A 23,468-nucleotide genomic window follows, 5' to 3' on the forward strand; every position below is an offset into this window, starting at 1 on the left:
ATCATGACCATCAGAGCTCGATCAACTCAGTCCACGGCCCGCGCGATGCTCTCGCGACTTCGCCGAAGCCCGGAAGCCTTGCGCGGCACCCTTATTCTTTTCGCGGGCACGATCGCTGCCCTGGTGTGGGCGAACCTGCCGGGCACCAACTACGAATCGTTTTGGCACATGCCCCTGGGCTTCGCCGTCGGTGAGGCGACTTTCGAGCTGACCCTGCAGCACTGGGTGAACGACGCCCTGATGGCCGTGTTCTTCGCTCACGTGACACTCGAGGTCCGTCGCGAATTCGAACTCGGCGAGCTTCGCGACTGGCGACGCGCGAGCGTCCCGATCATCGCAGCGGTAGCAGGTTTGGTGGTTCCCGCCCTCATCTACGTAGGAATCACGTGGGGAACCGGGGCCGTCGACGGATGGGGAATCGTCGTCTCGACCGACACCGCCTTTGTTCTCGGGCTACTCGCCCTCGTCGGCCGCGCCATGCCTCCGCAACTGAGGATTTTTCTCGTCACCCTCGCCGTCGCAGACGACATCGGCGCCCTCGCCGTGATCGCCGTCGCCTACACGGATGCCTTCACCGCGCTTCCCCTCCTCCTCGCCGCGGCCGGTCTCGCCCTGATCGTGCTGATGCGATATTTCGGAGTGTGGCGCGGTCCGTTGTACCTCATCCCGTCGATCGTGGTCTGGGTCGGGTTCTTTCTTTCCGGGGTGCACGCCACGCTCGCCGGCGTGGCGATCGCGCTCTTCCTGCCGATCTTCGCGACCCGATTCGATGACATCCGCCGGGCTCAGGGTCACGTCCGTGCGTTCCAGATGCTGCCGACCGCAGACGCCGCGCGCAACGCCGAGGAGTCGCTGGCACGTGCGGTGTCGGTGAACGAACGTGCGTACAGGGCACTTTCGCCGTACATCTCGTGGTTCATCCTGCCGATCTTCGCGCTCGCGAATGCCGGCGTGCGCATCACTGAGGAGTCCCTCCTCGACGCTTTCAGTTCGACCTTGACCTGGGGCATCATCATCGGGCTCGTCGCCGGCAAGGCCGTCGCGATCACAGCGTCGACGTGGATCGTCGCCCGAGTTCGGCCCGGTTCCCTGAGCCCGACTCTGCTGATCTCGCACATCGCCGGAGTCAGCCTGCTGGCCGGGATGGGATTCACCATCTCGCTTTTCGTCGCCGAGCTCGCTTTCGATGACCCCGCGGACCTCAGTCGCGCTCAGATCGGCGTTCTGGCCGCAACTCTTCTCGCTGCTGTTCTCGGGTCGATCGCCTTCCTCATACTCGGGGCGCGCGAACGCCGCCGCTTTCCGCACCGCGAGCGTCTGGTCCGGCCTCTCGATGTGAGCCGCGATAGAGTCCTCGGCTCCCCGGAAACAGCGATCATCACCGTCGTCGAGTACGGCAATCACGCGACACCATATTCCCCGGATGCCGCCGAAATGCGTCGCGAGATGGCGGGACGATTCGGGCGCGACGTTGCCTACGCGTTCCGGCATCTGCCACTCGACGTCTCATTCGGTCGGGCAGCTGCTCTCGCGACCGAGGCGGCCGCGGAGCAGGGCCGGTTCTGGGAGATGCGGGATGCTCTGATCGCCGAAGCACCGATTACAAGCGAACGCCAGATGAGCCGGGCGGCAGCCACCGCCGGGCTCAACCTACGCCGCTTTCACCGTGCCTGGACAGATGAGGTCGGCGCCGATCGCGTCGACGAAGACGCTGCGGATGCGGCAGCCATGCACGTGCATCAGGCGCCCACGTATTTCATCGACAACGTCCGCTATGAGGGCCCCATCGACGCGGACTCGGTGAATGGAGCCGTCGCTGGGGCTTTGAGCGAGACTCTGGCCGGCGCCAGTCCGGTCGCCACGCTCCCGACCGCTGGGGTAATCCGGAGGTCAGACGTCGACGTGGCATCCGACCGAACCACTTGAGGGCACCAGGCACGCTGGTTCGACGGGTTCGGGAGGAAAATCGTGGGGTCCGTCCTCTATACGTGGACGGACCCCGAATTTTCCTCCCGAAGCAACCGGGCGCGGTTACTCGCCCGTCGGAAGCTCCGCCCGACGCCGCCAGGTGCGGAACAGCATCAGGCTGAGCCCCGCCAGCAGCGCGGCGAGCGCCGCCAGACCGATCGTTCCGGACAGTTCGGTATCGGCACCCGTATCGGCGAGGTCATCCGCGCCAGATCCGCTGCCCCCATCAGAACCAGAGCCAGATCCCGGCAGGGGACTACCGGGGTTGCCCGTGGGATCACCATCGGATCCACCGCCACCCGAGCCGGGAGTTCCCGGGTCGGAAGGATTAGTCGGGTCAGTCGGGTCTCCGGGAAGATCCGGCTCCTCGATCACCGCTGCAGGAATCACGGTGAACAGGCTCACCGCAGAGTAGTCGACAGCACCGTGCGGGTCAGCGGTGCGCACGTACCAGCCGTGCTCACCGAGCTTCTCGAGCGACGCACTCGCGGTCACCACAGATCCGCTCGGCACGTCAGTGAAGGCCGCGATCTCGTTCGCCGTCAGGATCTCGGCGGAGAAGGCATCCGTCGCGAGGGTCTTCGCAGCCGGCTCGATTCCGAGGTCCGCGTATGCGACCTCGAATTCCTGCCACTGGTACGGATCCTCGGCCGGCCCGAGCAGGCTCGGCTCATCGGAGTTGTACTGATCGAGCGACGGCGAGTAGGTGCGCACGAGCATCTGGCCGGACTCGTTGTCGAAGTGCAGCAGGCGCAGGAACCCCTGCCCGCCCTCCGGCAGACCCTGGTAGTCGAACAGCATCGAGTGCACGGTGCGCTCTTCAATGCCGTCACCGTCATCGTCGAACGTGTCGATACGTGTGAACGCGTCGTGGTAATGCCCGGAGAACACCATCTTGACGTTGGCGTTCGTCGCGACGACCTCGTTCATGATCCGCTGCGGCATCGCGCCGAGCCCACCAGTGGTGAGCATGAACTCGTGCAGGTTGAGGATCACGGTGCGCTCCGGATGAGCGGCGAGCACCTCGTTCATCCACTCGATCTCGGCGTCGCCGGGACCCCAGCCCATGTACAGCATCATGAAGTCGATGCCGCCAGCCGTCATCAGGTCGTAGTGACCGCGGTTGTCCTGGTAGCTCTCGCCGTACCAGGGGTTCGCCGCGAACCGGTCTTCGCCGAAGTACTGGCCGTAGTTCGTGTAGTCGACCTCCTTGTGACCGACATCGTGGTTGCCGGCGAGCACGCCGTACGGCAGTCCAGCGTCATCGAACCGCTGGTACTGCGGGTCGGCGTTCTGCCACTGGCGTGTCTCCAGGTGGTTGTCGACGACGTCTCCGGTGTGGATCACGTACTGCAGGTTGAGCTCCTCCCGGCGGTCGAGCAGGTAGTCGTGGATTGCGACCTGGTGCTCGTAGAAGCTGTCGTTGTAGTACTGCGTGTCAGACTCCCACGCGAGCGTGAAGTCATACTCGGAGCGCGGAACATCCGCCGCGTTGTGCGGCGTGACGACGTCGTCGCGGTCGGTCTGGTCGGCTCCCGCGAACCCTTCCGAGTGCTGCACGAGGATGCTCACGCTCCCGTCAACCGCGTGGCTCGCGATGTCAACGGTGCCGTCGAGTGTGAATGCTTCGTCGTCTGCCGTGGTGAGGTGACGAGTCACCTCGGTCCAGCTCGACCCATCAGCGGCGAGTGCGTACAGGATGACCTGGGCATTCGCGTTTGCCGAGCCGGCCCAGGAGATCCGCACGACGGCGTCGGTGCCAGCATCGGCAGGCACCGCAACGTCGAACAGTTGGTACGGGAACTCGTCGTCCGAGCTGATCTCGGTGGCGATCCCGTCGACGGTTTCGAGCGCCGCGACATCCGACGCCCGCAACGCGACCGGCTGCTCCCGATCGGTGGCCGAGGCATCCTGCGTCGTTCCCGACTGGGTCTCGACGTCTCCGTCTTCGAGGTCAAGACGGTAGCCCTCACGGAACGACACATCGAGGACGTCACCGGTCGGGTCATCCACCTTCGCTGAGAAGCTCACGTCGCCGGCTTCGACTTCGCTGCCCTCTGCCGGGCTGATCACACCGCCCGTTGGCTGCTCCTCGAACGTGGTGAAGGTCGCTTCGAATCGGGTGACGTTGCCAACCTTGTCGGCCGACTCGATCGCCACAATGTGTTCGCCGGGGTTCAGCGTGAGCGACGAGGTCGTGTACGGCAGTGTGATCGGCATGCCGTCGAGGGTGGCCGTGTAGGAGCCGACCCCGGCGCCGCCGTCGGTGATCTCGGCCTCGATGCGGATCTCGCCCTGGTAGGGAGTTCCGTCGACGATCGATGAGGTGACCTCTGGTGCCGTGTTGTCGACGATCACGGTGCGGCTGAGGCTGTTCGTCCCGTCGGTTGCCGAGACGACGTGCTCGCCATCGGCAACGTCGCTGGTGTCCCAGACGGTGGAACTGCCGGTGAAGGCGTCGGCCGGCAGCTCGAAGCGCGCGTCGTAGAAGTCGAGCTTTCCGGCGCTGTCACCCATGTTGAGCGGAACCGTCGGGTCGTCGTAACCGATCGGTGTGAGCGTGCGACCGTCGGGAAGAACGAGGCGCATGCCCTTGGCCTGGAAATCGTCGTTGTTCTCGTTGAGGTCGATTTCGGGTGCCGCCTTGGTGCCGGACCAGATGCTGACGACCAGCTCGTCGCCCTCGACCACGTAGTTCAAGGGAACCGGCGTGACGATGGTTTCGAAGCCGGTGTAGATGCCGTCGTCGAAGATTCGGAGGACGTCGTCGCCGATACGCACGCCGTTCTGGAAGAACGTGTCGACGCTGCCTGCTTCGAACACAAACGTCGGTGCACTCTCGAGGCTCGGCGTCGTTTCGACCGGTGTGCCATCGATGCTCAGTTCCAGTTCGCTCGGGTAGTCGTCGCCAGCGGCGATCACGGTGTTGTCACCTCCGACATACTGACCGTCGGTGACGTTGAGTCGGATGGGAGCGGTGTTGACGCCGTCGATCGGTACTCGGCGGGTTTCAACCGTCGTCGTGTTCGAACCGTCACGCGCGGTGATGGAGTACTCGTACCACTTCTTGCCGATGAGGTCGGCTGAGTGCACGACGTGACGGTAAATCCCGTCGGCGCCCTCGACCAGATTCAGAGAGCGGGTGCCCTCATCCACGTTGTTCGAGAGGTCCACCGCAAGCGTGCGCACCTGCACATCGTCACTCGCGCGAAGCTCGAGCGTGAAGTTGGCGGACGGGTCGATCGTCGCGGCGGTGAGGTCCTCGACGACCGGCGCGGTCGTGTCGACCGGGTCGATCATGAGACCCGCGGGAACCTGGTCTTCCTGGACCGCGCCCGGTGTTGCCGACGTGATGCCGAGCATCCGCTGCAGTCCGAGGTCTTCCGGGGTGACCGCGTACCGGATGCCCTGGTCGGCCTTCGTGTCGTCGGTTCCGCCCATGTTGTAATAGGCGCGGTTGACGCTGAAGCCGGTGTTGGTCATGACCTCGATACCGCGGGGTGACGCGTTGGCCATTCCGGCCGAGGTGATCTCGACGAGATCCGTTCCCAGTTCGAGTTCGGTACCGAACTGAGCGTTGAATTCAGTGGCGCCGAGGTCAGTGTTCGCTCCGTTCTTCACCCACAGCACGAGGGTCTTGCCCGGTTCGATGAGAACGTCGGCAGGCTGCGCGGGCCAAAGAACTTCGTTGCTGTTGCTGGTGAAGTCGATCGGGTAAAGGTAGTTGATCGTGTAGTCGGAGAAGTCGATCGCTTCGCTCGTGGCGTTGTACAGCTCGATGAACTCGAACCCGTCTGACGCGCCCACGTTGGTGGAGTCTGGCAGGAGTTCGGTCACCTGCAGGCGCGCGGTGGTGAGTTCGGGATCCGGCTTCGGGTTCCAACCGGGGGCGGGCTCCGGCTCGGGAGCGGTGAGCGCTTCGGCTTTGACGACACCGGGGCTCGCAGCGGCGGATTCGAGAAGCGTCAGACCGTTCTGGGCGATGTCTCCCGGGATCCGGAAGTGCGCCGTGGTCGTCGTCGACACCGACCCGGCCGGGTAGTGCGACCAGCTGATCGATTCAGCACCTGCGGCTGTCGTCTGGACGACACGGATGCCACGGGCTCCGCCGTTCGCCATTCCGTTCTGCCCTGTGATCCGAACGACAGCGGTCTCGGTGGGGACGGCCCAGTGGGTGCGGAAATCGGCTTCGGTGAACGCGAAGGAGTCGACGTTGCCGCTCGTGTAGCTGAGCCAGTAGACGGCGGTCTCGCCCGCGCCGAGGACGAGGTTCGATTCTGCGGCGAGCGTAACGTCGGCCGACATGTCGTCTGACGTCACCGACCCGTAGGCGAAGCTGTATCCCTCTTCGGCGAGGTCGATCTCACGGCTGGTGGTGTTGTGCACCTCGAAGAATTCGAAGTTGTCGAACGAGGGATTGTCCGGGGCGACCTCGGTGACGATGATCGGCCAATTCGCGGCCGGCCCTGGCTCGGGAACGGGTTCTTCCTCGGGTTCAGGTCGAACAAGAGCGGCCGGATCGACCACGCCTGGGCTCGGAGCGGCGTTGGCGGCGAGGACGTCGAGTCCGAGGTCCGCGGCATCTGCCGGGAGGCGGAAGTGCACAGCCTGGTCCTCACCCATCGACCCGGCCGGGTAGTGCGACCACGACACGATGCCGTCGGCGTCGAGAACGCGTACGCCTCTGTCGCCGCCGTTGGCCATGCCGTTCTGGCCGGTGACCCGCACGACGGGAGTTGCGGCATCGGCACCGACCGCTGAGCGGAAGCCCTCGATCGTGAACGCCGTGGAGTCAACGGCACCGGTGGTGTAGCTCAGCCAGAACACGACGGTTCCGCCAGCGGGGATGTTCACGTCACCATCGACGGTGAGCGGCACGTCCCGCGCCCGGTCGTCGGAGTCGCTGTACGAATACGCGAAGGAGATGCCTGCCGCCGCGAGATCGATGGCATCCGCCGTCGTGTTGTGCACCTCGAAGTACTCGAAGTTGTCGTTGCCGGCGTTGTTGGCCACGATCTCAGTGATGACGAGCGGGGGGATGCCGGCTGGCGCGGCGGCTGCAGGAGCGGCGGCAAGCAGACCCATACCCAGCGCACACACAGTGGCTGTAGCAAGGGCCCCGCGGAACCGCCGAAGACGTGACGTAGACACAGAACGACCTTCGGATTCGAGGAGGGGAAGCGTCACGAACCTAGGGATCCTGATCTACCGGGAGGTGAACGCGAGATGACCGGTAAGTGCCCCGTGCGGCGCACCCCTCCCGAAACGTTCAGCAAACTCCCCGTAAACTCGGGGAGTGACCCTCCGTATCGCCCTGATCAGCCTGCACACGTCGCCCGCCGACGATCCAGGCACCGGCGACGTTGGCGGAATGAACGTCGCTGTGCGATCCACTGCCCTCGCCCTTGCCGCCCAGGGTCACGCGGTCGAGATCCTGACCCGCCGCACCGACCCCGCGGCATCCGCGGTTCTTCACCTCGCGCCGAACCTCCTCCTCCGCCATCTCGACGCCGGCCCCGCCGAGCGCCGCATTAAGGGTGACCACGAGTCGTACATCTCGGATTTCCGTCGAGCGCTGTCGCCGCTGGGGCCATTCGACCTGCTGCACTCACACCACTGGTTCTCGGGCATGGCCGCGCTCGATGTGGCGGCGACGCGTGGCATCCCGCATGTGCAGAGTTTCCACAGCATTGCGGCGGATGCGTCGACGATGCTGTCGGCCGGTGAACGCCCCGAGTCGCCCGGACGGATGCGCGGCGAAGCCCACCTCGCGCAGTGTTCCGCCGCGGTGCTCACCGTGAGCGAGGCCGAGCGCACCACCGTGATCGACCGACTCGGCGGCACACCCGAGCGGGTGACCGTCATCACTCCCGGTGTCGACGGGTCACTGTTCACCCCCGCAAATACTCCCGCCGCCCAGCCCGGCTACATCGTTTCCGCTGCAAGGCTCGAGCCGCTCAAGGGCCTCGACCTCGCCATCGAAGCGCTCGCCGGGCTGCCCGCAACGATCCGCCCCGAACTCATCCTCGCCGGAGGCCCCACCACCGGACACGACGCCTACCCAGCCGAACTCGAAGCACACGCCCGCGCGCACGGCCTGACCGACGGCATCCGTTTCGTGGGCCCGCAGTCCCGTGATGATCTCGCCGCATTGCTCCGAGGCGCCCGGATGCTGCTGGTCCCGTCGCACTCGGAGACCTACGGACTCGTCGCGCTCGAGGCTGCGGCGAGCGGAATTCCCGTCGTCGCGTCGGCGTCGGGCGGGCTGGTCGAAGCCGTCGTCGACGGTGTGACCGGGCTGCTCGTCGACTCGCGCGATCCCGCCGCGTGGACAGATGCCGCCCGCCGGCTCCTCGAGGACCCCGCCCTCGCGGCCCGGCTCGGCGCCGCTGGCCGCAGCCGCGCCGAGCACCTGACCTGGGAGCGCGCCGCCACCGCGACCGCCGCGGTCTATGCGCAACTTCTCGGAGCCGGAGCGCGTCATGACTGACATCTTCGACGGGGTCGACTCCGTGCTCTTCGCCCACGCGCACCCCGACGACGAAACCCTCGCATCCGGTGCGCTCATCGCCGACCTCGTGTCGCGCGGTGTGCGCGTGACGTTGCTGACGGCATCCCGCGGCGAGCGCGGCGAGATCGTCGCCGGCGCGCTGCCCGCGAACACCGATGCGGATGCCCTCACGCGCGCTCGCGAGGCCGAACTCGCCGGCGCGGTGGCCGCGTTGGGCATCTCCGCGCAGTACTGGCTCGGACTCGGGCCCGCCCGTGCACCCGGCGTGGCGCCGCGGAGGTATCGCGATTCGGGGATGGAGTGGGTCCGCCCCGGACTCGCCGGACCCGCCGGCGATGCCGACGCCGACGCGCTCTCGGTCGCGCCGCTCGCCGAGGTGGTCGGCGACATCGCCGCGCTGATTGCTGCCGAACGCCCGTCGCTCGTGATCAGCTACGACTCGGGCGGCGGATACGGCCATCCCGATCACGTACGCATCCGGGATGCCGCACTGGCGGCATCCGTTTCGGCTGGCGTTGGGTTCGCGGAACTTCTCGAAGCACCCGCTGCCGATGCGTCGTGGTACTCGTTGACTGCGCATCGCCCCGCTGTGGTTGCGGCGCTGAAGTGCCACGCGAGCCAGCTGACCGTGGTCGGCGACGACGTGGTGCATTCAGGTGGGCAGCGCGAGCCGATCGGTACGGATGTGGGGCTGCGGCTCGTGACCATTGGCGCGCCGCTGCCCCTGCTTCGTTGATCGAGTAGCGACCGAGCGCAGCGAGGCCGCGTATCGAGATGCGGCGCCCCAACTTCGCTCATCGAGTAGCGACCGAGCACAGCGAGGCCGCGTATCGAGATGCGGCGCCCCAACTTCGCTCATCGAGTAGCGACCGAGCACAGCGAGGCCGCGTATCGAGATGCGGCGCCCAGTCTCGATACCCTTCTTCGTCGCTACTCGACGAACGGAGAACCGTTCAGAGCTTGCCGTAGAACCTGCCCATGTCGATATCGCGCTGCGCCTCGCTGAGAGCTCGCGCCAGTTCGGGGTCGCTGCCCCTGGACTGTTCGATCTTGCGGTCGATGGCGGCGCGGCGCGAGAACATCCCGAGGGCGAGACCGATCACGCCGATCGCGGTGAGAAAGATCCACATCATGCTGGCTCCGATCTCGTGAGAAGAGTCGGGGCGAGCCTAACAGGCGCGTCACCCGAGCCGATCGGTTTCGTCGGTCCCGTATGCCGGATTCTTGGGGAGAAAACCGGCATAAGGGACCGACGAACGGATGCCGGGGTCATTCCCTATCGGCATCCGGTCTCGATACGCTCCTTCGTCGCTACTCGACCAACGGTGGTGTGCGGGCGGAGGTGCCAGCGTCGCTACTCGACCACCGAGGAAGAGATCGGCGCCCGGTCTCGATACGCTCCTTCGTCGCTACTCGACCAACGGTGGTGTGCAGGCGGAGGTGCCAGCGTCGCTACTCGACCACCGAGGAAGAGGCCGCACGGCGTTCGCGGTACGCGGCGACGGCATCCCGGGTGTCCTCCTGGATCAGATCGCCATTGAGAGCAGCCCCGACGCGAAGACCTTCGGCAGCGGATGTCACGACCTGCGCCATGAGGTCGGTCACGTTTCCGGCGGCGTACACACCCGGGATGGATGTTGCACCCATCGGGTCGGTCTCGACGAACGAGCCGACACCCATCGGGTGCCGTTGCACGTCGACGCCGAGCTGCTCGAGCAGACCGGTGTTCGCGACGAAGTTCGGTGAGACAACGAGGGCGTCGATGGCATGAGTCGATCCGTCGTCGAGCGTGACGCCGCTGAGCTGGCCCGCGACACCATCAACCGATGCGACCGTGCCCTCGACGACGGTGATGCCGCGCGCTGCGAGCTGCTCGAGCTCCTCCTGGCTCGGCCGCGGCGACGAGTGCAGGAACAGGGTGATCCGCTCACTCCACTGCCGGAACAGCAACGCCTTGTGCACCGACATCGGCCCGGTCCCGAGGATCCCGATCGCCCGGTCGCGCACCTCCCACCCGTGGCAATACGGGCAGTGCAGCACGGACGTTCCCCAGTGCTCGCGGAGGCCCGGCACATCCGGAAGTTCATCTTTCAGTCCCGTCGCCACCAGCAAACGTCTGCCCTCGAAAACCTCGCTGCCCGCCGTGGTGACCGCGAAGCCGTCGCCGGTTTTTGTGACGGTGGAGGCGGCATCCGTCACGATGATCCCGCCGTAGGATTCGACCTCGGCCCGACCGAGACGGGTGAGTTCGGCGGGAGGCGTTCCGTCGCGCGTGAGGAAATTGTGCACACCGGATGCCGGCGCGTTACGTGGCTCGCCCGCATCGAGAACGAGGACGGATCGACGTGCGCGACCGAGCGCGAGTGCGGCGCTGAGCCCGGCGGCGCCTCCGCCGATGATGATGGCGTCGTATCGAGAAGAAGTGGTGCTTGTCATGGTTTCATGCTGCGCGCGGTCATCGCGATGCGCAAGTATCGTTGCCGTATCGGCAAACCGTAGTTGACGCAGGTCGTGGCCGCTTCAGTTGTCACTAACGCTGCTTATTCGGCGCAAGAGGCCGCGTTAGTGACAAGCGAACGGATGCCACGGGGCACGCGCGTGGTTCATCGGTTGCTGCGGGCCGGATCTCGATACGCGGCTCGCTTCGCTCGCTGCTACTCGATCAACGGGAGGAGCTAATTGCCGAGCTTGCCGAAGTTCGATCAGCGGAGCGGGCGGGACGAACGCCGTGCGCATCTGCCATGATTTCCCCATGCGCCACACGCCTGCCTACATCGTCGCCGACCCGGAAGAGGTGAAGCGGCTGATCCGCGAGAACCCGTGGGCGACCATCGTGTCGAATACGGCGAAGGGTCTGGTGGCGTCGCACTATCCGGTGATGCTCGAGGAGGACGCCGACGGCATCAGCATCGTCAGCCACGTCGGCCGCCCCGACGATCGCGCGCTCGAGCTTGGTGAGCATGAGGTGATGGTCATCATCCAGGGTCCGCACGGGTATGTGTCGCCCGGCTGGTACGACGGCAAGCCCGCCGTGCCCACCTGGAACCACGTCACAGCCCACCTCTACGGCACCCCGCAGATCCTCACCGATGAGGAGAACTGGCAGGTGCTCAGCAACCTCGTCGGCCACTTCGAGCACAAGCTTCCAGAGCCGAACCTGCTCGAGCACAACGAAGAATACGGTCGCCGAATCATGTCGGGCACCGTCGGATTCCGCCTCCTCGTCGAGCGCTTCGAGGCCCGCGCGAAGCTGAGCCAGGGCAAGTCCGCCGAGGTCGTCGACAACGTGATGAGCGAGCTCGAGCACGGCGAGAACTACGCCCAGCCCGACCTCGCCGCCGAGATGCGCCGGGTCCACGACAAGTAGATCGGGTCACCACTGCCCGAACCGCGCGCCCATAAACCCGTTCCCATCGGGCTCGACGAAAGCGCGAGGATTCCTCAAGACCCTCTTCCCCTGCCCCACAAGCGGGGGTAGTGTCTGGAACACTGTGCCGGGGGCACCACAGCCGCCGGCCTGACTGTCACTCTCCAATGAAGGAGCAATACATGATTCAGAGACGCAAGTTCGGCATCACGGTGGGGGCGACTCTCGCCACCGGTGCCCTGATCGCCGTCGGGTTCGCCGGCCCCGCCTACGCAGGCGGAGGCAAAGGACACGGGCACGGCCACGGCGGTGACAAGTCCGCGTCGGCTCAGCTGCGTAAGGCTGTCACAGCGAAGGGCATCACCAAGCACCTCCAGGCGCTGCAGCGGATCGCGGACGAGAACGACGGAAACCGGGCTGCCGGAACGTCGGGCCACGCGGCATCCGTCGACTACTTCGAATGGAAGCTCAAGAAGGCCGGATACGTCACGTCACGTCAGGCGTTCAGCTACGACAAGTCGGTTGTGGACACTGCCGTCCTCGACCTGACAGCACCCACCACGCAGAGCTTCGAGTACGGGGTCGACTTCATCGAGGCGTCGAATGCCTCCGAGGGAGACGTCACCGGCACAGTGCAGGCCGTCGACATCAACATCACGGGCGACCGCGCATCGACGAGCGGTTGTGAGACCGAGGACTTCGCGAACTTCACCGAGGGCAACATTGCACTCGTGCAGCGTGGCACGTGCGACTTCAGGGTCAAGTCCGACAACGCACTCGCCGCGGGTGCCGTCGGTGTAATCATCTTCAACCAGGGCAACGCATCCGAAACCGAGGACCGCTCAGCGCTCTTCGCCGGAACCCTCGGTGAGACGATCTTCGAACTCCCGGTCGCAACGACGACGTTCGCGCTCGGTGAGACGCTCGCCAACACGGCTGGCGCAGAGGTTCGCCTCGCGTTCGACGCCCACATCGAAACGGTGGACACGTTCAACCTGCTCGCCGACACCAGGAAGGGCGACCCGAACAAGTTGCTCGTCGTCGGCGGACACCTCGACAGCGTGACCGAAGGCCCTGGCATCAATGACAACGGTTCGGGAACCGCCTCGATCCTCGAGACGGCGCTCCAGCTGTCGAAGAAGCACATCGTGCCGAAGAACAAGATTCGTTTCGCGTTCTGGAGCGGTGAAGAGGACGGGCTGCTCGGCTCGAACCACTACGTCGCCCAGCTCACCCCCGAGCAGATCGCGCAGCACGCGGCGAACCTCAACTTCGACATGACCGGCTCACCCAACGCGGTGCGCTTCGTCTACGACGGAGACGGGGATGCCTTCGGTATCGAAGGACCGGAAGGATCGGATGCCATCGAGGCAGTCTTCAACGACTACTTCGCTTCGCAGAACCTCGCCACCGAACCGACCGCTTTTGACGGACGCAGCGACTACTTCGCGTTCATCAATAACGGCATCCCGGCAGGTGGATTGTTCTCGGGAGCCGAGGGCATCAAGTCCGAGGCTCAAGCCGAGATCTTCGGTGGCACTGCCGGCGAAGCATACGACGCCTGCTACCACGCCGAGTGCGATGACATCAACAACATCAACCAGGAGGTCCTGGGACAGATGGCGGATGCCATCGCTCATGCCACCGCTGTCTACGCCGACGCCAAGGTCATCAAGGGCCACGGCAAGGGCTGGGACAAGGGCAAGGGTCACTACGGAAAGGCCTACGGCAAAGGATGGGGCCACGACAAGTTCGGCTACAAGGGATACGGCAAGGGGCGCTAACGCCTCCCCGCTGAACTGAAAAGACGCCTCGGGGTCTCTGCGCATAGCGCGGAGGCCCCGAGTGCTGTGCGGCGGGGGTCTCGATACGGCCGCAGGCGGCCTACTCGACCAACGGATGGAGTCGCTGGTCGAGTAGCGACCGAGCGCAGCGAGGCCGCGTATCGAGACCGGCGACCAACGGATGGGAGGGTCTCGATACGGCCGCAGGCGGCCTACTCGACCAACGGTGGGGGATGGCAGGCGGCCTACTCGACCAACGGAGGGGGGTCGCTGGTCGAGTAGCGACCGAGCGCAGCGAGGCCGCGTATCGAGACCGGTTCCGCTACAGCTCGATCAACTCCAGCTGCACATCCACGTCATCGCCCTCACTGATGCCCTCCGCCATCCGCACGGCCTTCTTCACCGGGAGGATGTACTGGCCCACCGTGCTGTCGGGAAACACCGACGTCTCCCACCGTGAGTCACCGACTGTGACCCGGACTTTCACGGATCCGAAGCCACGCGGCATCCGCGGACGATCACGGATGTCGTCACTCTCCTCCTTGGGAACGGTGATGAAGAACCAGGGGGCGTCACCTTTCCAAGCCCAGAGCGGTGTGGTGAAGCGGAACGTCATGCCGAACAGAGTAGCCGCGACCGGCGGCCGTGCGACAGGGTCAGCCGGCGTTGTTGCGGGGCAGGTGTTCACCAAGCGGGCCGGCTGGATCCGTGCCGCTGCGCACCGACTGTAGCCGCTCCCGAAGCGCCTGGATCACAGCCTCCCGATGGCCGTGAGTCTCTTCATAGGTGAGCAACGCCTGAACGCCTTCGGCATCAAGGTGCTCGTGGGGGTGCGGGGCGTCGGTGGCATTGGTGGAACCCGGCTCGCACAGCATCGCGTCGTTCATGGTCCCCTCCCGCGAAATGCGCCGTGGCATCCCCTTGCCATCAATTCAAGATCGTGGCAGCGGAACCCTCAAGGGTATTGACATAACGGGGCAGTCGTGCGCCTTTCCGGGTCAACCGAGAGGCGCAAGAAGGGCGACGGCTCCAGCGACGGAAAGCACAGCGCGGAGGTGATTGAGCCGGGTCCAGGGCCGCTCGTATCGCGGCCAGTAGGCCGCCCGACCACCCGTAGCCGCGGCGAGCCGACGGTTGAGGGGAACGTTCGCCACCACCGTCAGCACGAAGCCGGCGAGGTAGAGCGCCGCACCCGCGATCCGCGCGGGGGATGCTGCCTCCGGGTCGGTCACAGCAACAATGATCGCCGCCACCGAAGCGATGGCCGTGCCAAAGAAGACGATCATGAACGGAGCCCGCTCAGCATCCTCATTGATCGCCGCCATGGTGTTGCCGGCGTCCAGAGCTGGGCGCCGGCGGAGGGCCGGCATCACCACAGCCGAGAAGGCGAGGTAGAAGCCTGCAACGGCGGCGGACCCGATTCCCGCGACAAGCGCGATCCATCCGGTCATGGGGCAGCCACGGGCACTGTGACATCCCAGATCCCGGTAGCCGCCGTCCGCAACGCATAAGAACGGAAGTCGGTCGGTTCTCGACCGAGCGCGGATCGAAGGTCCGGGGTGAGGGAGGATCCTCGACCGTCGAGGATCTCGGTGAACAACGAGGCGAGCGGGAGTGACGCTTCGATCGGGATGCCATCGAGCGCCAGATCGGCGCCGAACTGCTCCGCTGCGCCTGGCTCGAACCTGATGGCTCGCCCGATCGCGTCGGAGAGTTCGGTTGCGACCTCGAAAAGGGTGAGCAGTCGCGGACCGGTGAGCTCCAGCAAACGCCCGACGTGGTTGTCGCCGATGAGAGCATCAACCGCCACATCGGCGAGGTCATCGAGGTCGAGGAACGGTTCACTGACCGTGCCGTCGGCAGGGAGCACCAAGTGACCCCGGCGCACGGGTCCGAGGAGAAAATGTTCGCTGAAGTTCTGGGCGAACCACGCGCACCGCAACACGGTCCAGTCCAGACCGGCGGAGGCCACGACCTCTTCGGCTGCTCGCGCACCCTCTTCGCCCCGCCCGGAGAGCAGAACGAGTCTCTCCACGCCCGCTCCCCGCGCGGCCACGGTGAATGCGCTCATCAACTCGGGCACGCCGGGAAAAGCGAGATCGGGGCTGTAACAGAGGTAGGCGGTGCGGACGCCGGCCAGCGCGTGCGCCCAGGTGGCTGGCTCGTTCCAGTCGAACGGTACCGGTGCGCGCCGGGAACCAATGCGCACCGGCACCCCGCGGTCGACGAGACGTTGGGCGATCCGGCCTCCGGTGCGCCCGGTGCCGCCGGTGATCAGGATGGGGGAATCTGTCGTGTTCATGATCCGATCATGCCCGGCTCTGTCAAGACGATGAATACCCGTTCGTCTACCTTTGATCTTTGAGCGTCTACACTCGGAACATGGACCCCCTCGTCCGATTCTTCACCGAACCTCGCGCCAGCAATGCCTTCTCGCTCCGGGTCGTCATGTCCGGCCCCTTCGCCATCGATGTCCACGACGAGGCTGCGCTGACCCTGATCGTTCCGGTGCGCGGAACGTCCTGGTTGGTTCCAGATGCCGGCACACCCCAGCGGTTGAGCCCGGGGCAATCAGCAACCGTCCGCGGACCGGATGCCTATCGCATCGCCGACGCCGCCGATCGCGCACCGACCGTCGTCATCGGGCCGGATCAGGTGTGCCGGACGCCGAGCGGTGAGCACCTCGACACCGTGCTCCGCCAGGGGGTGCGAACCTGGGGCAACGACCCCGCTGGCGAGACCATACTTCTCATCGGCACCTACCCCAGCGAAGCAGCCGTAGGCCAGCTCGTGACATCCGCCCTGCCCCGACTGGCCGTCTTCGAGGAACACGAAACGGATGCGGCACTCGTCACACTTCTGGAACGGGAACTGTCGACCTCAAACCTCGGCCAGGGCAGCGCGCTCGACCGACTGCTCGATCTTCTGCTCCTGCACGTCGTTCGAGCGTTCGGGCGGCGACCGGACAGTGCAATACCGGGCTGGCTGACGGGGTCGAACGACGCGCTTGTCGCCGAAGCGCTGGCGCTCCTCCACGAGGACCCGGCGGCGCCATGGACCGTCGCTTCACTCGCCGCCCGAGTGCACGTGTCGCGGGCGAAGCTCGCCGCACGGTTCACCGATGCGGTCGGGCAACCGCCGATGAGCTACCTCTCCGGGTGGCGACTGGCGCTGGCCGCTGACCGCCTCGCGGGGTCGGATGCCACGACCGCCACGGTCGCTGCGGAGGTCGGATACAGCAGCGCCTTCACATTCAGCACCGCGTTCTCCCGCAAGTATGGCGTCAACCCGACCGCCTACCGCCGATCGCGCCAGGCAGCACCTGTCGCGCGCTACGACAGCCTGCCCGGCTCCTCCGGATCGTAGAGCCAACCGAGCCAACCGCTCTCGGTCGGCATGATCTCGTAGCCATCACAGACCAGCACCAGGTCGGGTCGCTCGGCTGCACTCCACGTCGCCGTGAGCACCGGCACCCCTTCGCGCGGCCGCTCCTCGCAGTCGCCGCGGGGTGCGCTCTTCGTCTCGATTCGGATCGTCGAGATCCGCTCATCCCGAGTCGCTATGCGACGGATGCCGGTGGCATCCTCCGGGATCCAGCCCGGCATCTCGCCGCCGACCCAGTCCTCCACCGCTGCGTCGTAAGTTCCGAACGACTCCTCGTGGGAGTTCACGACGTACTCTTCGATCGAGCAGCCGCTGAGCACGAGGCCGAGCGCTGCCGCTCCGAGTACCGACGCGATTCTGCGGGAAGTAGCCATGCTTCCAGTTCAGCGCATGGCGGCATCCGGCGAATCGGCTTCAAGGATGATCCGGCCCCCACCGAAAGGATGAGATCGGTCAGGAGGGGATGTCGTCGAGCGTCTTCTCAAGGCGGGCGAGGCGGCCGTCGATACCCTCGAGCCGGGCGACGAGCGCTTCGTTCACGGCGGTGTTCTGCTCGAGGGCCTTCGCCGTCGAGTCATTGCGCTCGGAGCGCATTTTGACGACGGTCACGATTCCGCCCATGACGATTCCGACGATGACGATCCAGGCGAACCAGGGAAAATAGGCGAGTTCAGGCATCAGTTTTTTCGCTTTCGTTGGTGGTCTGGGCGACGGCGTCGACGAGTGTCTGTGCGTCGAGGGTGAGGGTGAACGGCACGAGCTCGAAGTACTTGAGAGCCTTGCCGTCCGGCGACATCTCGAGGCGCCCGGCCACGAAGCCGGCCTCCTCGAGCTTGGTCAGGTGCATGTACAGAAGCGCCCGTGACATTCCGACCCGGCGGGCAAGTTCACTCACGTGAAGGCGCTCACCGGAGAGAAGTGCGAGGACGCGCATGCGCTGCGGGCTTGCGATCGCGGTCAGCTTCGCGCTGAGTTGCTCCGCGTTCATTGTTTTGCCTTGCACATGTTAGAAATCTATTGCATGTGCAAGGTAAGCGCAACTACTGCCGTTCGGCGAGAAGCTTTCGGCGCAGGCTGGAAGTGGAGTTGGCCGCTCTCTTAAGGCGTGCGTTTCCGTATTTCGCGCCTCCGAGCATCCGTGAGCCGAGGGCGACCCACACCGTGATGGCGCGCTCGAGCAGCCAGGCCGGTGCCCAGAGCGCACTCGAGGTCGGGAACGCGCGTGTGCCGTGCGCCCGACGGCGACCGATTTCGGCGAGCGCGATAGCTGTCGTTGCAATGCCGGCGATGCGCTTCGGGCGCTGGAGCCCCCACCCGAGCAACGGAAGGAGTGCGAGCTCGACGGCGAGCCGCGGCGGCTGAGCGAAATCGTCATAGGCCTGGCGCACGCGCTGCCGGGCGAAGTGCCGTGTGCTCGGCGGGATCCGGGCAACGAACAGGTCGTCGGCCCGGCGCTCCCGCCCGTGCGCTGCCCCGATCGTACGGATCAGTTCGAGGTTCTCGAACAACACATCACCGTCGTACCCGCCGAGTTCGAGCACGAGATCGCGGTTCACTCCGAGCGTTCCCGGGTAGTCGGATGCCACGGCGCGATTGAGCAGGCTCCGCGCCGTATCCCAGCGGGCATGCCAGGGCAGGGCGGTGAAATAGTTCTGCGGCCGCACGAGGTCGGCGTTGTTCAGTTCCTTCACCATACGTTGCAGGCACGGCCAGTCGTAACGCACGTCGTCGTCGGCGAGGATCACCGCGCGATGCCGGGCCCGGCGAACCCCGGTCATCACCCCCGCGACCTTGCCGTTGCCGGTGGCCGGGCCGTCGGGCGGCAAGTGCCGCACCAATGCGCCCCACAGCGCGCGGTGGGCGGCGAACACGGGTTCGGGCGAACCGTCGACGATCGTCACGTCGATGTGTTTGGCGAGGAAGAGAAGGTAGTCGGTGAGCTCGAACACGTCGCCGGTGCGGAATTCGGACCAGCGCAGAGGCAACACGTATTCGGCGGCGAGGCGTTCCGTGGTGCTGAACTCGGCGTGCGGCTCCGCGGCTACCGACGTAGGCGCGGCAGCAGGCCCGGCGGTCGGATCAGTTCGAGTGCTCATGCAGCCACTGTCCGTTGACGGTCGAAAACGGTCAACGTCTTGACAATGTGGATTACGGCGCGATTCAAGGGACGCAAGTGCTGTCATTCACGCGTTCAGCGACAGTTTGCGTCCTTTCGAAGACGCACGGCGAGCGGTGCGGATGCCGCGACTGGGGCACTGATCGTAGCCGCGGCATCCGAGTTCAGAAATCATGGGCGACCCGGGTCATCGAACGGAGTCCTGGGGGCGCCCGGAACCACACTCTCCGGAGAAAGCGGGGTTCGTCGTCGCCGGCGTGGCCGAATCGGTGCTGGCGAAGAAGCGGATTCCGGTCGACGTGACCAAGCCAGATCGACACAGAATCAGCCGGACAGGCGCGGAAAGCCAGAACCGTGTGGTTCATGACTTCACCCCCCGTGCGTCAGTGCTTTCACTCTTCCAGATGGACGACGAACAGCAACGCCCTTGCGAGCGACGCTGCTTTACCTCTACCTTGCGCCACCCGAAAAGCGCGGGTCGACCAGAGAAAAAGTAACCACGTTCGCCCGCGAGTGGTCGTGCACCCCTCCACCGGGTGACATACCGTTGAGGCATGTCTTTGCTCTCCCGGCGTTCGCGCACTACCGCCATCGCCCTCGCCGGCCTCCTCGCGCTGACCGCCTGCACGGCAAGCGCCCCCGAAACCGCGCGTACGACGGCCGTGAAAACCTCCGATCCGGATGCCGCGCTCACCGTTATCGACGCTGCGAACGATCGCGAGGCATCCGTCGCCACGAGTGCTGAGTTGTTCGATTCCTCCCCCGTCGTCGTGGTCGCCCCGAGCGGCGATCCGAAGGCGCAGGAGATTGCGGCGCGCGCAGCGATCGGCCTCGGTGTGCCGCTGCTCGTCGGGGAATCGGACGGCAAGAAAGAAACTGCGGAAGCGACCGCGACCCCAACCCCCGCGCCCACGGCGAGCGCCGAGCCGGCCCCCGACGGGCTGCCCGCCGAGCTGAAGCGGTTGAAGGCGACCACCGCCCTGGTCATCGGCGCCGTCGAGCCGCTCGACGCCGAAGCGGAGGACTCCGAGTCGGACCTCACCGTTGAGCGTGTCAAGGCGAGCGCCGCCGCGGTTACTGAAGCGACGGGGCTCGAGCTCGGCACGGCTACCGCCGAGGACGCCGCCGGCTACCCCGCCGGCATCACCGCGTGGGAGGCGCCGAAAGCGAAGCGCGGCAGCTCTGCCGCCGAAGCGCCCATCGCGCGGCCGAAACGCGCCGAGGCCCTCGCCGACACCGTGGCCCTCGCCGTGAACGGTGCCGCACAACTCGCGTCGATCGCGACGGCGCGGGCTGCAGGGATTCCGGTGCATCTCGTCGCGGAAGGGTCCGCGAATCCGCAGGCGCACGCATCCGTCATCGAGGCGCTCTCGACCACGGAAGCCACGAAGACGCTCGCGATCGGCGCTGAGTTCGCCGCCCAGCCTGCGCTCGACTGGAAGATCCGCACCGCACGCACGGGCACGCAACTGCCCGGCGGGGGGCAGCTCCTGTTCCCGGCGCACCAGTTCATCGCGCTGTACGGCACACCGATCACGAGTGTCCTCGGCGTGCTCGGCGAGCAGGATGCCGCTGGTTCGGTCCAGCGCGCCCGTGACGTCGCTGCTCCGTACGCCGCTCTGACCGACAAGACCGTCGTGCCGATGTTCGAGATCATCGCGACCGTCGCCGCTGGTGGCGCCGGAGCCGACCAGAACTATTCCAACGAACTCTCGCCCGAAAGCCTGCGCCCGCTCGTGGACGAAGCCGCGAAGGCAGGTATCTACGTCGTGATCGACCTGCAGCCGGGGCGCACCGACTTTCTCACCCAGGCCAAGCAGTACCAGTCGCTACTCGAGCTGCCGCACGTCGGGCTCGCGCTCGATCCGGAGTGGCGGCTCGGGCCGGACCAGGTTCCGCTTCGGCAGATCGGCTCGGTAAGCGCCGCCGAAGTGAACAGCGTCACGACCTGGCTCGCCGACCTCACCAATGAGAAGAGCCTGCCGCAGAAGATGCTCGTGCTGCACCAGTTCCGCACCTCGATGATCACCGATCGCGCGTCGCTCGATCTCACCCGGCCCGAGGTCTCGCTCCTCATCCACGCCGACGGCCAGGGCGGGCAAGGCGACAAGCAAGCGACGTGGGCGAACCTGCACCGCGACGCGCCCGCCGGCATCCATTGGGGCTGGAAGAACTTCTACGACGAAGACACGCCGATGCTCACGCCGGAGCAGACAATGAGCGATGTGTCGCCCGCGCCGGACCTCGTTACCTACCAATAGCCCGTGGTTTTGTCGGCGCTGTGCCATACGCTCGAAGCATGACGCCGCAGCCACGCATCGGAGTCCGGTTCGAGCCCGACTGGGAACCCGAGCGACTTCCCGACTTCGCCCGATGGGCTGAAGCGGCCGGTTTCGACGAACTCTGGTTCAGTGAAGACCTGCCCTGGGCTGGGGGAATCGCGATGGCGGCCACCGCCCTCGCCGTCACCGAACGCATCCACGTCGGGCTCGGACTCCTCCCCGCGACCACCCGCAATGTCGCGACCGCCGCGATGGAGATCGCGACCCTGGCCCGCCTCGCGCCGGGGCGGTTGTCGATCGGGCTGGGCACCGGCATCCCGAGCTGGATGCAGCAGATAGGTGCCGACGTGCCCAGGCGCTTTGCCGCGCTCGAGGAGACGGCCGTCGGGCTGCGCAGGCTTCTCGCGGGCGAGGAGGTCACCGTCGACGGGCACCACGTGCACCTCGATGCCGTGCGGCTCGGCTTCACACCCGAGCAGATGCCGCAGATCGTTCTCGGCACCACGGGGCCGCTCGGCCTCCGCATCACCGGCCGGAGCTCCGACGGAGTGCTGTTGCCCGAGATCGCGACACCGGATGCCGTCCGCTGGGTCCGCGACGAGATGGCCGCCCCAGCGGGGGCGGGCCGGGCCCTGCTTCTCGCGATGACGAGCCTCGGCGACGATCGTGGGCAGGCGCTGGCCGAGGTTCGCGCCCGGGTGCAGCGACTGGTCGACTTCGGTGTCTTCGACCGGCTCACGGAAATCGCCGGGATGGGTGCCGACGGAAGCGGTGAACTGACCGATGAGATCCTCCAGTCCCTCGCCGTCGCCGGAACCGCGGAGGACGGCGCGCGCGCGATTACGGGCTGGGCTGAGGCTGGAGCCGACACCATCATCCTCGTCGCCGGTGCTGACGACCCGATCGCCAGCTACCAGCGGTTCGCCGACGACGTCTTCCCCCTGATCGGGCGCTAACGCCCGATCCAACTCCACGCCGACGCAAGGACCCGCCATGAGACCCACCGACGCCCTCGACGAGATCGCGTTCCTGCTCGAGCGCGACCTCGCCTCCCCGTACAAGACCAAGGCGTTCCGCGGGGCCCTCGCTGCGCTCGGCTCCCTGAGCGATGACGAGATCGCCGCCCGCGTCGAAGACGGCCGGCTCAAGCGCACCAAGGGCATCGGGTCGACGACCTACAACGTGATCGAGCAGGCGGTGGAGGGCGGCATCCCGGAGTACCTCGCCGACCTGCGCGAGCGAATCGGTGGCCCGGTGACGGATGCCGGCGGCGAACTTCGCGCGCAACTCAAGGGTGACCTGCACAGTCATACTCTGTGGTCCGATGGCACCACCGATCTCGCGTCGATGGCACGCACCGCCCGGCGGCTCGGGCACGAATATCTCGTTGCGTCCGACCACTCCCCCTCGCTGCGGGTCGCGAACGGGCTCAGCACCGAGCGCCTCGAGGAGCAGCTCGTCGAGATCGACGGGCTCAACGCGGAGTTCGACGACTTCCGGGTGCTCACCGGGATCGAGGTCGACATCCTCCTCGACGGTGAGCTCGACCAGTCCGACGGCGTGCTCGACCGCCTCGACATCGTCGTCGCGAGCGTGCACTCGAAACTGCGTATGGACTCACGGGAGATGACCAAGCGGATGCTGGCCGGCATCCGCTCCCCGTACACGAACGTGCTCGGGCACTGCACCGGCCGGCTCGTTCAGGGCAGCCGCGGGACCCGCCCGGAGTCGACGTTCGACGCCGCTGCTGTCTTTGCCGCGTGTGCCGAAAACAACGTTGCTGTCGAGATCAACTCGCGGCCGGAGCGGCAGGATCCGCCCGACAACCTCATCCAGGTCGCGCTCGAGGCCGGGTGCCTGTTCAGCATCGACAGCGACGCGCACGCACCCGGGCAACTCGGGCTGCTCGACCTGGGCGCCGCGCGTGCTGAGGCGAACGGCGTGCCGGCCGACCGGATCGTGACGACGTGGCCTGCCGACCGCCTGCTGGAGTGGGCGCGCTGAGCCGGCCCGCGACAACCGTTCGCGAGATCGCAGTTGCGCACCCAAACCTGTG

The 23,468-nt window shown here is 66.3% G+C and carries 20 protein-coding genes; 9 read left to right on the forward strand and 11 right to left on the reverse strand.

What is annotated here, in order from left to right; genetic code table 11:
* Positions 1–3: 3 nt before the first annotated feature.
* A complete protein-coding gene (nhaA, locus tag ACWA1Q_RS14110; protein WP_463758254.1) occupies positions 4–1,926 on the forward strand; it encodes a Na+/H+ antiporter NhaA in 1,923 nt (640 codons plus the stop codon).
* A gap of 105 nt (positions 1,927–2,031) precedes the next feature.
* Here nhaA and ACWA1Q_RS14115 read toward each other — a convergent pair whose 3' ends face one another.
* Positions 2,032–7,119, reverse strand: coding sequence for a lamin tail domain-containing metallophosphoesterase family protein (locus ACWA1Q_RS14115; protein ID WP_463758256.1), 5,088 nt, complete (start codon positions 7,117–7,119; stop codon positions 2,032–2,034).
* A 145-nt stretch (positions 7,120–7,264) separates the two neighbouring features.
* Here ACWA1Q_RS14115 and ACWA1Q_RS14120 point away from each other — a divergent pair, with 145 nt between their 5' ends.
* On the forward strand, positions 7,265–8,458 hold the full coding sequence (locus ACWA1Q_RS14120) for a glycosyltransferase (protein ID WP_463758258.1): 1,194 nt from the start codon (positions 7,265–7,267) through the stop codon (positions 8,456–8,458).
* The gene (locus ACWA1Q_RS14125; protein ID WP_463758259.1) at positions 8,451–9,215 is read left to right on the forward strand and encodes a PIG-L family deacetylase; all 765 of its coding nucleotides are present in this window, start codon (positions 8,451–8,453) and stop codon (positions 9,213–9,215) included. Before ACWA1Q_RS14120 ends, ACWA1Q_RS14125 begins: the two co-directional genes overlap by 8 nt.
* A gap of 217 nt (positions 9,216–9,432) precedes the next feature.
* Here ACWA1Q_RS14125 and ACWA1Q_RS14130 read toward each other — a convergent pair whose 3' ends face one another.
* Positions 9,433–9,612, reverse strand: coding sequence for a hypothetical protein (locus ACWA1Q_RS14130; RefSeq protein ID WP_463758260.1), 180 nt, complete (start codon positions 9,610–9,612; stop codon positions 9,433–9,435).
* Between the two features lie 319 nt (positions 9,613–9,931).
* The gene (locus tag ACWA1Q_RS14135) at positions 9,932–10,915 is read right to left on the reverse strand and encodes an NAD(P)/FAD-dependent oxidoreductase (RefSeq protein WP_463758262.1); all 984 of its coding nucleotides are present in this window, start codon (positions 10,913–10,915) and stop codon (positions 9,932–9,934) included.
* 316 nt (positions 10,916–11,231) lie between these two features.
* Here ACWA1Q_RS14135 and ACWA1Q_RS14140 point away from each other — a divergent pair, with 316 nt between their 5' ends.
* On the forward strand, positions 11,232–11,846 hold the full coding sequence (locus tag ACWA1Q_RS14140) for an FMN-binding negative transcriptional regulator (RefSeq protein ID WP_463758263.1): 615 nt from the start codon (positions 11,232–11,234) through the stop codon (positions 11,844–11,846).
* Positions 11,847–12,028: 182 nt separating this feature from the next.
* Entirely contained in the window at positions 12,029–13,630 is a 1,602-nt protein-coding gene (locus ACWA1Q_RS14145; RefSeq protein WP_463758265.1) for a M20/M25/M40 family metallo-hydrolase, read from the forward strand.
* Between the two features lie 322 nt (positions 13,631–13,952).
* Here the strand turns inward: ACWA1Q_RS14145 and ACWA1Q_RS14150 are convergent, their stop codons facing one another.
* From ACWA1Q_RS14150 to ACWA1Q_RS14165, 4 genes are all read right to left on the reverse strand, one after another.
* On the reverse strand, positions 13,953–14,246 hold the full coding sequence (locus ACWA1Q_RS14150; protein ID WP_463758266.1) for a DUF1905 domain-containing protein: 294 nt from the start codon (positions 14,244–14,246) through the stop codon (positions 13,953–13,955).
* A gap of 40 nt (positions 14,247–14,286) precedes the next feature.
* Positions 14,287–14,517, reverse strand: a complete 231-nt coding sequence (locus ACWA1Q_RS14155) for a DUF8129 domain-containing protein (RefSeq protein WP_463758268.1) — start codon at positions 14,515–14,517, stop codon at positions 14,287–14,289.
* 111 nt (positions 14,518–14,628) lie between these two features.
* Complete coding sequence (locus ACWA1Q_RS14160; protein WP_463758270.1) at positions 14,629–15,081, reverse strand: anthrone oxygenase family protein; 453 nt, start codon at positions 15,079–15,081, stop codon at positions 14,629–14,631.
* Entirely contained in the window at positions 15,078–15,932 is an 855-nt protein-coding gene (locus ACWA1Q_RS14165) for an NAD(P)H-binding protein (RefSeq protein WP_463758271.1), read from the reverse strand. Before ACWA1Q_RS14165 ends, ACWA1Q_RS14160 begins: the two co-directional genes overlap by 4 nt.
* A gap of 80 nt (positions 15,933–16,012) precedes the next feature.
* Between ACWA1Q_RS14165 and ACWA1Q_RS14170 the strand changes: the two genes are divergently transcribed.
* Positions 16,013–16,996, forward strand: a complete 984-nt coding sequence (locus ACWA1Q_RS14170; RefSeq protein WP_463758272.1) for an AraC family transcriptional regulator — start codon at positions 16,013–16,015, stop codon at positions 16,994–16,996.
* Here the strand turns inward: ACWA1Q_RS14170 and ACWA1Q_RS14175 are convergent.
* From ACWA1Q_RS14175 to ACWA1Q_RS14190, 4 genes are all read right to left on the reverse strand, one after another.
* On the reverse strand, positions 16,963–17,388 hold the full coding sequence (locus ACWA1Q_RS14175) for a hypothetical protein (protein WP_463758274.1): 426 nt from the start codon (positions 17,386–17,388) through the stop codon (positions 16,963–16,965). The genes ACWA1Q_RS14170 and ACWA1Q_RS14175 overlap by 34 nt on opposite strands.
* Positions 17,389–17,467: 79 nt before the next feature.
* A complete protein-coding gene (locus ACWA1Q_RS14180; RefSeq protein ID WP_463758275.1) occupies positions 17,468–17,692 on the reverse strand; it encodes a hypothetical protein in 225 nt (74 codons plus the stop codon).
* Entirely contained in the window at positions 17,685–18,002 is a 318-nt protein-coding gene (locus ACWA1Q_RS14185) for an ArsR/SmtB family transcription factor (RefSeq protein WP_463758277.1), read from the reverse strand. The genes ACWA1Q_RS14180 and ACWA1Q_RS14185 overlap by 8 nt, the downstream gene beginning before the upstream one ends.
* 52 nt (positions 18,003–18,054) lie before the next feature.
* Positions 18,055–19,110 (reverse strand): glycosyltransferase family 2 protein, encoded by a 1,056-nt coding sequence (locus tag ACWA1Q_RS14190; RefSeq protein ID WP_463758279.1) that lies wholly within the window; start codon positions 19,108–19,110, stop codon positions 18,055–18,057.
* A 574-nt stretch (positions 19,111–19,684) separates the two neighbouring features.
* Between ACWA1Q_RS14190 and ACWA1Q_RS14195 the strand changes: the two genes are divergently transcribed.
* The 3 genes from ACWA1Q_RS14195 to ACWA1Q_RS14205 are packed head-to-tail and all read left to right on the forward strand — an operon-like array spanning position 19,685 to position 23,416.
* A complete protein-coding gene (locus tag ACWA1Q_RS14195) occupies positions 19,685–21,391 on the forward strand; it encodes a hypothetical protein (protein WP_463758280.1) in 1,707 nt (568 codons plus the stop codon).
* A gap of 38 nt (positions 21,392–21,429) precedes the next feature.
* On the forward strand, positions 21,430–22,368 hold the full coding sequence (locus tag ACWA1Q_RS14200; protein ID WP_463758282.1) for an LLM class flavin-dependent oxidoreductase: 939 nt from the start codon (positions 21,430–21,432) through the stop codon (positions 22,366–22,368).
* 37 nt (positions 22,369–22,405) lie between these two features.
* Entirely contained in the window at positions 22,406–23,416 is a 1,011-nt protein-coding gene (locus ACWA1Q_RS14205) for a PHP domain-containing protein (RefSeq protein ID WP_463758283.1), read from the forward strand.
* Positions 23,417–23,468: the final 52 nt, after the last annotated feature.

Source organism: Mycetocola sp. TRD_SC_2, from assembly GCF_055361225.1.

What these genes read in the sequence shown, in the direction of transcription:
- nhaA (WP_463758254.1), top strand. Translation starts at nt 4, where the DNA reads ATGACCATCAGAGCTCGATCAACTCAGTCCACGGCCCGCGCGATGCTC.
- ACWA1Q_RS14125 (WP_463758259.1), top strand. Translation starts at nt 8,451, where the DNA reads ATGACTGACATCTTCGACGGGGTCGACTCCGTGCTCTTCGCCCACGCG.
- ACWA1Q_RS14130 (WP_463758260.1), bottom strand. Translation starts at nt 9,612, where the DNA reads ATGATGTGGATCTTTCTCACCGCGATCGGCGTGATCGGTCTCGCCCTC.
- ACWA1Q_RS14135 (WP_463758262.1), bottom strand. Translation starts at nt 10,915, where the DNA reads ATGACAAGCACCACTTCTTCTCGATACGACGCCATCATCATCGGCGGA.
- ACWA1Q_RS14140 (WP_463758263.1), top strand. Translation starts at nt 11,232, where the DNA reads ATGCGCCACACGCCTGCCTACATCGTCGCCGACCCGGAAGAGGTGAAG.
- ACWA1Q_RS14145 (WP_463758265.1), top strand. Translation starts at nt 12,029, where the DNA reads ATGATTCAGAGACGCAAGTTCGGCATCACGGTGGGGGCGACTCTCGCC.
- ACWA1Q_RS14150 (WP_463758266.1), bottom strand. Translation starts at nt 14,246, where the DNA reads ATGACGTTCCGCTTCACCACACCGCTCTGGGCTTGGAAAGGTGACGCC.
- ACWA1Q_RS14155 (WP_463758268.1), bottom strand. Translation starts at nt 14,517, where the DNA reads ATGAACGACGCGATGCTGTGCGAGCCGGGTTCCACCAATGCCACCGAC.
- ACWA1Q_RS14160 (WP_463758270.1), bottom strand. Translation starts at nt 15,081, where the DNA reads ATGACCGGATGGATCGCGCTTGTCGCGGGAATCGGGTCCGCCGCCGTT.
- ACWA1Q_RS14165 (WP_463758271.1), bottom strand. Translation starts at nt 15,932, where the DNA reads ATGAACACGACAGATTCCCCCATCCTGATCACCGGCGGCACCGGGCGC.
- ACWA1Q_RS14170 (WP_463758272.1), top strand. Translation starts at nt 16,013, where the DNA reads ATGGACCCCCTCGTCCGATTCTTCACCGAACCTCGCGCCAGCAATGCC.
- ACWA1Q_RS14175 (WP_463758274.1), bottom strand. Translation starts at nt 17,388, where the DNA reads ATGGCTACTTCCCGCAGAATCGCGTCGGTACTCGGAGCGGCAGCGCTC.
- ACWA1Q_RS14180 (WP_463758275.1), bottom strand. Translation starts at nt 17,692, where the DNA reads ATGCCTGAACTCGCCTATTTTCCCTGGTTCGCCTGGATCGTCATCGTC.
- ACWA1Q_RS14185 (WP_463758277.1), bottom strand. Translation starts at nt 18,002, where the DNA reads ATGAACGCGGAGCAACTCAGCGCGAAGCTGACCGCGATCGCAAGCCCG.
- ACWA1Q_RS14190 (WP_463758279.1), bottom strand. Translation starts at nt 19,110, where the DNA reads ATGAGCACTCGAACTGATCCGACCGCCGGGCCTGCTGCCGCGCCTACG.
- ACWA1Q_RS14195 (WP_463758280.1), top strand. Translation starts at nt 19,685, where the DNA reads ATGTCTTTGCTCTCCCGGCGTTCGCGCACTACCGCCATCGCCCTCGCC.
- ACWA1Q_RS14200 (WP_463758282.1), top strand. Translation starts at nt 21,430, where the DNA reads ATGACGCCGCAGCCACGCATCGGAGTCCGGTTCGAGCCCGACTGGGAA.
- ACWA1Q_RS14205 (WP_463758283.1), top strand. Translation starts at nt 22,406, where the DNA reads ATGAGACCCACCGACGCCCTCGACGAGATCGCGTTCCTGCTCGAGCGC.